Source organism: Micromonospora solifontis, assembly GCF_003725545.1.
GTDB classification, from domain to species: domain Bacteria; phylum Actinomycetota; class Actinomycetes; order Mycobacteriales; family Micromonosporaceae; genus Micromonospora; species Micromonospora solifontis.
In genome coordinates, this window is the sequence record NZ_RJLN01000153.1 from 1 (window position 1) to 6,649 (window position 6,649).

A 6,649-nucleotide genomic window follows, 5' to 3' on the forward strand; every position below is an offset into this window, starting at 1 on the left:
ACGTCGATCATCACGACCCACGCCTCCCGCAGCCAGCAAGGCACCAACCAGCGTGTACCAGATCCAACCCGATCAAGACGCCCTCTTAGGAGGGGGCCCCTTTACCGCGCCAGGCGTTAGGAAGGGGCCCTTCCTTACCCCGCCTCGGGCGGGGCCGGCGGGAGGGCGAGGGCGAGGGTGAGGGCCAGGACGGTGGCCGGGTCGTGCAGCCGGTCCCCGTACAGCTCCCGCAGCTTGCCCATCCGGTAGCGGACCGTCTGCGGGTGCACGAACAGCTCGGCGGCCACGTCGTCGCGGCGGCCCTGGTGCAGCAGCCAGGACCGCAGCGTCTCGGCGAGCCGGTGGGCGGTGGCCGGGGGGAGCGCGGCGAGCGGGCGCAGGGCCTGGGCGCGCAGGTCGGCCAACGCCTCCGGGTCCATGCTGAGCAGCAGTTCGGCGAGGTGTTCCTCGGTGTCGACCGGGGCGGCGTCCGGCGTGCCGAGGCCGAGGGCGAGGGCTCGGGTGGCCCGCTGGTAGGACGCGGCGACCCGGTGCCAGGGCCGGGCCGGCCCGAGCACCGCGCGGTGGCCGTGCAGCAGCCGGACGAGCTGCCGGCGCCGGCCGCCGTGCATGTCCGGCACCAGCAGCACGGCCAGCTCCTCGGCGGGATCCATGCCGGGCAGGTCCTCGCCGCTCTCCAGGGTGTGCGGGTTGAGCAGGGCGAGCACCGCGCGCAGGTTCCGGCGGGGCAGCAGCACGACGGTGAGCGTCTGCGGCAGCGGCCAGTCCGCCCGTTCGGCGCTGCCGCGCAGGATCTCCTCCGGCTCCCCGGCCAGCAGCTGCTGGGTGAGCCGTTCCAGGTAGCGCCGCCGCACCCGGCCGGCGCTGGCCAGCTCGTCGGCGTGCCCGGCCACGCTGGCCGCCGACAGCTCGTCGATGTAGGCGAACATCAGCTCGGCGAACTCGGCCACCGTCTCGGCGGCCAGGCCGTTGCGTACCGTGATGGTGGAGACCTCTCGCCAGGCCACCCGGGCGCCCACCCGGTACGCGGCCAGCAGCGCGTCCATGCTCCGCCCGGAGCGGGCCTCACCGCTGCCCAGCGCGTACGCGGCCTCCAGGGCGGGGGCCAGCGGGGTGCTCGGGTCGGTGGACTGCGCACCCTCGATGAGCTGCAGGAACGTGCCGAGCGCGATGCGTACCGCGTTCTCGATCTTCTCCCGCATGGCGCCGGTGAGGGCGCCGGAGTAGTCCGGCACCTCGGCGGTGATCGCGCTGACCGTCCGCTCGGCCACCACCGGCAGCCGGTCGAGCAGCAGCGCCGCCACCTGCGCGTCGAGTTCGAGGCGGGCGGCGTGGTGGTTCGTCCCGAACTCGTCGGACATGCGGTTGTTCTCCCCGAACAAAAACCTGCGGCTGATTCACCTTTGCCGGTCAAGATGTTATGCGATCACGCGGCCACCCTGGTCATATGACCACAACTGTCCCGCGCCGCCCGCGGAAGGTCTCGTTCCGGGATCGGCTGCTGCGGCTGGCCGGCACGGTGACCACCCCGCTGCTGCCGCAGGACTACCTCGACCTGATCGCGCCGCTGCACTCCGGTGTGGCGCTGCGCGGCCGGGTCGTCGCCGTGCGGCCGGAGACCCGGGACGCCGCGACCGTGGTGATCCAGCCCGGCCGGGGCTGGCGCGGCCACGTTCCGGGGCAGTACGTGCGCCTCGGCGTGGACGTCGACGGGGTGCGGCAGTGGCGGGCGTACTCGGTCACCTCGGTGCCCGGCAGCGCGGACGGCCGGATCAGCGTGACGGTCAAGGCGATCCCCGACGGCAAGGTCAGCAACCACCTGGTCCGCCGGCTGCGGCCCGGCACGATCGTCCAGCTCGACCAGGCGCAGGGCGACTTCACCCTGCCCGCGGCAACCCCCGAGCGGGTCCTGTTCGTCACCGCCGGCAGCGGCGTCACCCCGGTCATGGGCATGCTCCGCGCCGGCCTGGCCGAGCGCGCCGACGTGGTGCTGGTGCACTCCGCGCCCACCCGGGAGGACGTGATCTTCGGCGCCGAGCTGCGGGAACTCGCCGCGGCGGGGGCGCTGCGGCTGGTCGAGCGGCACACCGAGACCGACGGGCTGCTGGACGTGGCGGAGCTGGACGACCTGGTGCCCGACCACCTCGACCGGGAGACCTGGGCCTGCGGGCCGCTCGGCATGCTCGAAGCGGTCGAGGGGTACTGGGCGTCCAGGGGAGTCGTCGATCGGCTGCACACCGAGCGGTTCCGGCCGACCGTGATCTCTCCGGGGGAGGGCGGCACGGTGACCTTCGCCCGGGCCGGGGTCACCGTCGAGGCGGACGGGGCCACCCCGATCCTCGACGCGGGGGAGGCCGCCGGGGTGCTGATGCCCTCCGGTTGCCGGATGGGGATCTGTTTCGGCTGCGTGGTCCCGCTGCGCGAGGGCGCGGTCCGGGACCTGCGCAACGGGGATCTCACCACCGCCGTGCCGGGCGACGGGGTGCTCATCCAGACCTGCGTGTCGGCTGCGGCCGGTACCTGCGACATCGAACTCTGACGGGAGCCACCGACGTGACCGTGATCCAGAAGAAGGCCGACAACCCGATCGCCCACCTCAGCGCCGCGGACATCGAGATCATCGGCAAGGAGCTGGACGCGATCCGGGACCGGGTGCTGGCCGACCGGGGCGAGCGGGATGCCCGCTACATCCGCAAAGTGATCAAGACGCAGCGGACGCTGGAGATCAGCAGCCGGGCGGTGCTGCTCTTCTCGCTGTTCCCGCCGGCCTGGGTCGTCGGCACGGCCGGCCTCGCGGTCGCCAAGATCCTGGACAACATGGAGATCGGCCACAACATCCTGCACGGGCAGTGGGACTGGATGCGCGACCCGAAGATCCACTCCACCACCTGGGACTGGGACCACGTCTCCCCGGCCGAGCAGTGGAAGCACTCGCACAACGAACTGCACCACCGGTTCACCAACGTGGTCGGCAAGGACAACGACCTCGGGTACGGCATCATGCGGGTGGACGAGGACCAGCCGTGGCACCCGATGTACCTGGGCCAGCCGCTGTACAACCTGGTCAACGCCGCCTTCTTCGAGTACGGCATCGCCGCGTACGACCTGGAGCTGGGGCACAACCTCAAGCAGGGCCGGCACAAGGACCCGGAGTTCCGGGCCCGGGCCAGGGCGGTCGGCCGCAAGATCCGCCGCCAGGTGCTCAAGGACTACGTGGTGCACCCGCTGCTGTCCGGCCCGTCCTTCCTCACCACCCTGGCCGCCACCTTCACCGCGAACCTGATCCGCAACCTGTGGAGCCACTCGGTGATCATGTGCGGGCACTTCCCGAGCGGGGTGGAGACGTTCGAGAAGACCTCCATCGAGGGTGAGACCAAGGGCGAGTGGTACCTGCGCCAGATGCTCGGCTCGGCCAACATCAGCGGCAGCCGGCTGCTGCACATCATGACCGGCAACCTGTCGTACCAGATCGAGCACCACCTCTTCCCCGACCTGCCCAGCAACCGCTACCAGGAGATCGCCCCGCAGGTCCGGGCGCTGTTCGACCGGTACGGGCTGAAGTACACCACCGGCCCGCTGCCCAAGCAGGTCGCCTCCGCCTGGTGGAAGGTGATCCGGCTGTCCCTGCCGAACCGGCGCAGCAAGGCCGCCGAGCCGCTCGCCCCGGCGCCGCTGGTCTCCACCACCACGGCCTGACCACGTCAGGCGGGGAAATGGGCTGGGCGGGGCGCCTGGTCTGCGCTACCGTCGGGGGCATGCAGATCAGGCGCCACACTGTCGCGGCCGCGCGAGCTTCCCGCTCGCCGGTTGCCGCCGCCTGACGAATCCCACCTCGCTGGCGACCGGAAACGGTCCGCCGGCGTCTTCGTGTCACGCCACCGCTCGCAGCGGCGGACCCTTTCCGGTCGCACCGACCCGGAAAGGCCCACGCCATGACACCCGACGAGATCGTCCGCACCTTCCTCGACCACTACCACCGGCTCGGCCACCGCGACGCGCCGGAGAGTTCGCTGATCCCGCCGCCCGGGGACCCGGTGCTGTTCACCACCTCCGGCATGCATCCGCTCACCCCGTACCTGCTGGGGCGCCCGCACCCCGGCGGCCGGCGGCTGGTGAACGTGCAGCGCTGCCTGCGCACCACCGACCTGGACGAGGTGGGCGACCGCACCCACCTGACCGTCTTCGACATGCTCGGCTCGTGGTCGCTGGGTGACTACGACATCGCGACCAGCCTGCGCTGGGGCCACGAGCTGCTCACCGATGGCCTGCGCATCGACCCCGGCCGGCTGCACGCGACCGTCTTCGGCGGCGACGGGCAGGTCGGCCCGGACGAGACCGCGTGGCGGACCTGGACCGAGCTGGGCGTACCGGTGGAGGCGAACGGCGCGGACAACTGGTGGTCCAACGGCCCCACCGGCCCGTGCGGGCCCGACTCGGAGATCTTCGTGTGGACCGGGGACGGGCCGCCGACCGGCACGCCCGGCACCGACGACCGGTGGATGGAGGTCTGGAACCACGTCCAGATGCGCCTCCACCGGCACGAGGACGGCCGGCTGACGCCGCTGCCGTTGTCCAGCATCGACACCGGGATGGGCCTGGAACGCCTGGAGATGGTGCTGACCGGCGGCCGGAACGTCTACCAGGGCGTAGGGCTGCGCCCGTGGGTGGCGGCGGTCCGCGACCGGTGGCCGCTCGGCGAGACGGAGCTGCGGATCGTCGCGGATCACCTGCGCACCGCGGTGGTCGTTCTCGGCGACGGGGTACGCCCCGGCAACACCGGCCGCGGGTACGTGCTGCGCCGGCTGGTCCGCCGGGTGCTCACCGTGCTGTGGCGGGACGACCCGTCGCGCAGCCTGACCGACCTGCCCGACGACCCGTTCCGCGACGCGGGGCGGCGGTTCCGGCAGGACCCGGACGTGCCGCGGCTGCGCGCGGTCCTCGCCGACGAGGAGCGGCGCTTCCAGGGGCTGCTGCGCCGGGGCCGCCCGCTGGTGGATCGGGTATGGGCGCGCGGGCCGCTGACCGAGCGGGACTACCACTGGCTGCACGACACCCACGGGCTGCCCCGCGACCTGGTCGACGGCCTCCTCGACACCGTCGACGCCGACCCGAGGCGGTGAGTCCGCCCGGTCGGGCGGGCCCACCCCCACCTGCCGACGCGCAGGTTGCGGCAGGTGGCGGTCTCCGGTGAGCCGGAAACGCGACCTGCCGCACGCCGGAGGCGCCAGGGGCGCCGGTCCGGTGGGCCGGACACCGGGGCCTGCCGCCTACCGGAGGCGGCAGGGCGCGGCGACGAGCACGGCGAGCGCTACGGGCGGCGGGTCAGGCGCCACCACAGCGACGGCTGGGCGGTGGCGGTGTCGGTACGGAGGTCCACGCGCCGGCCCGCCGCCTCGACCGAGCCGACCACCTGACCGGCACCGACCCGGGCACCGGGGGCGTCGGTCACGACCCGGACCGGCACCGCCAGGCCCGGCCAGCCGACGACCTTCAGCGCCTCGGCCGGGCTCACCGCGGCGGTGGCGCCCCACGCGGTCCGCACCTCACCGGCCCGGTCGGCGGCGAGCAGGGTGTACTCCTTGACGGTGTGGCGTACCGCCACGAGCAGCCGGCGGACCACCGTGTTGACCGCGGCGAGCTGCTCGGGAGTGTTGGCGCCGGGCTGGTTGAACACCGCGCCGACCACGATCAACGTACGCGAGCCCACCTTGAGCCGGGCGGCGAAGACGAGGTTGCCACCCGCCTCGTCCGTCGAGCCGGTCTTGATGCCGAAGACGCCCTCGACGCCGAGCAGGTCGTTGTAGTTTCTGATCCGTCCGGCGACGGGAATGGTGGCTTCGCGCAGCTCGACGATGGTGGCGAAGACCGGCATCTTGAGCGCGGCCCGGGCGAGGATGACCTGGTCGGCCGCCGTGCTCACGGTGGTCGGCAGGAAGCCGCTCGGGTCGGTGTAGCGGGTGTCCTTGAGGCCCAACTCGTCGGCGGCGGCGTTCATCTTGTCGACGAAGGCCGCCTCGCTGCCGGCGTCCCAGACCGCGAGCTGGTGCGCGATGTTGTTCGCCGAGGGAAGCATGAGGGCTTCCAGCGCGTCCCGCTCGGTGAGCCGTTCCCCGGCGACGACCGGCACCAACGACTGCCCGCTGGGAATCCGTGCGTGGTAGTCGGCCACGTCCGCGGCCGTCACGGTCAGGGTCGGGCCCTCGTCCTCCCCGCTCAGCGGGTGCTCCTTGAGGATCACGTAAGCGGTCATCACCTTGGCCACGCTGCCGATCGGCTCGGCCCCGCCGCCGCCCGACCCGCCGAGCCGGCCCAGTCCCTCGATCATCAGCTCCGCCGAACCGCGCTTCGGCCAGGGCAGGGACGGCATCGTGCCCGGGACCCGCAGCGTGGAGGCGATCGACGTGGTGACGGTCGCGGCGGGAAGCTCCCGGGTGAGCTGCACCGCGACACCCGAGCCGAGCAGCGCGGCCAGGACGAGGACCACCACGAGCGGGAGCAGCCAGCGACGCCGCTTCGCCGGGCCGGGAGCCGGAACCGGCCCGGCGGCGAACTGCGATCCGGCGGCCCGGTCGGGACCGATTACGCCCGGGACGGCGCGGTCCACCGGTGGCGGGCCAGGCCGGTCCGGCCCGTGCGGGCCCGCGACGAC

The 6,649-nt window shown here is 73.0% G+C and carries 5 protein-coding genes; 3 read left to right on the forward strand and 2 right to left on the reverse strand.

The genetic code is table 11. The features are described from left to right. Window positions 1-134: 134 nt before the first annotated feature. Window positions 135-1,361 carry a PucR family transcriptional regulator gene (locus EFE23_RS27190; RefSeq protein WP_123243729.1) on the reverse strand — a complete coding sequence of 409 codons (1,227 nt, stop codon included), beginning with the start codon at window positions 1,359-1,361 and terminating at the stop codon, window positions 135-137. Window positions 1,362-1,447: 86 nt separating this feature from the next. Between EFE23_RS27190 and EFE23_RS27195 the strand changes: the two genes are divergently transcribed. From EFE23_RS27195 to EFE23_RS27205, 3 genes are all read left to right on the forward strand, one after another. Beyond that, on the forward strand, window positions 1,448-2,539 hold the full coding sequence (locus tag EFE23_RS27195; RefSeq protein WP_123243726.1) for a ferredoxin reductase: 1,092 nt from the start codon (window positions 1,448-1,450) through the stop codon (window positions 2,537-2,539). Window positions 2,540-2,553: 14 nt separating this feature from the next. Next, window positions 2,554-3,696, forward strand: a complete 1,143-nt coding sequence (locus EFE23_RS27200; RefSeq protein WP_123243727.1) for a fatty acid desaturase family protein — start codon at window positions 2,554-2,556, stop codon at window positions 3,694-3,696. A 236-nt stretch (window positions 3,697-3,932) separates the two neighbouring features. Beyond that, window positions 3,933-5,120, forward strand: coding sequence for an alanine--tRNA ligase-related protein (locus EFE23_RS27205; protein ID WP_123243728.1), 1,188 nt, complete (start codon window positions 3,933-3,935; stop codon window positions 5,118-5,120). Between the two features lie 188 nt (window positions 5,121-5,308). Here EFE23_RS27205 and EFE23_RS27210 read toward each other — a convergent pair. Beyond that, window positions 5,309-6,649: D-alanyl-D-alanine carboxypeptidase family protein (locus EFE23_RS27210; protein ID WP_239559352.1), on the reverse strand; the 1,341-nt coding region annotated here is incomplete at its 5' end.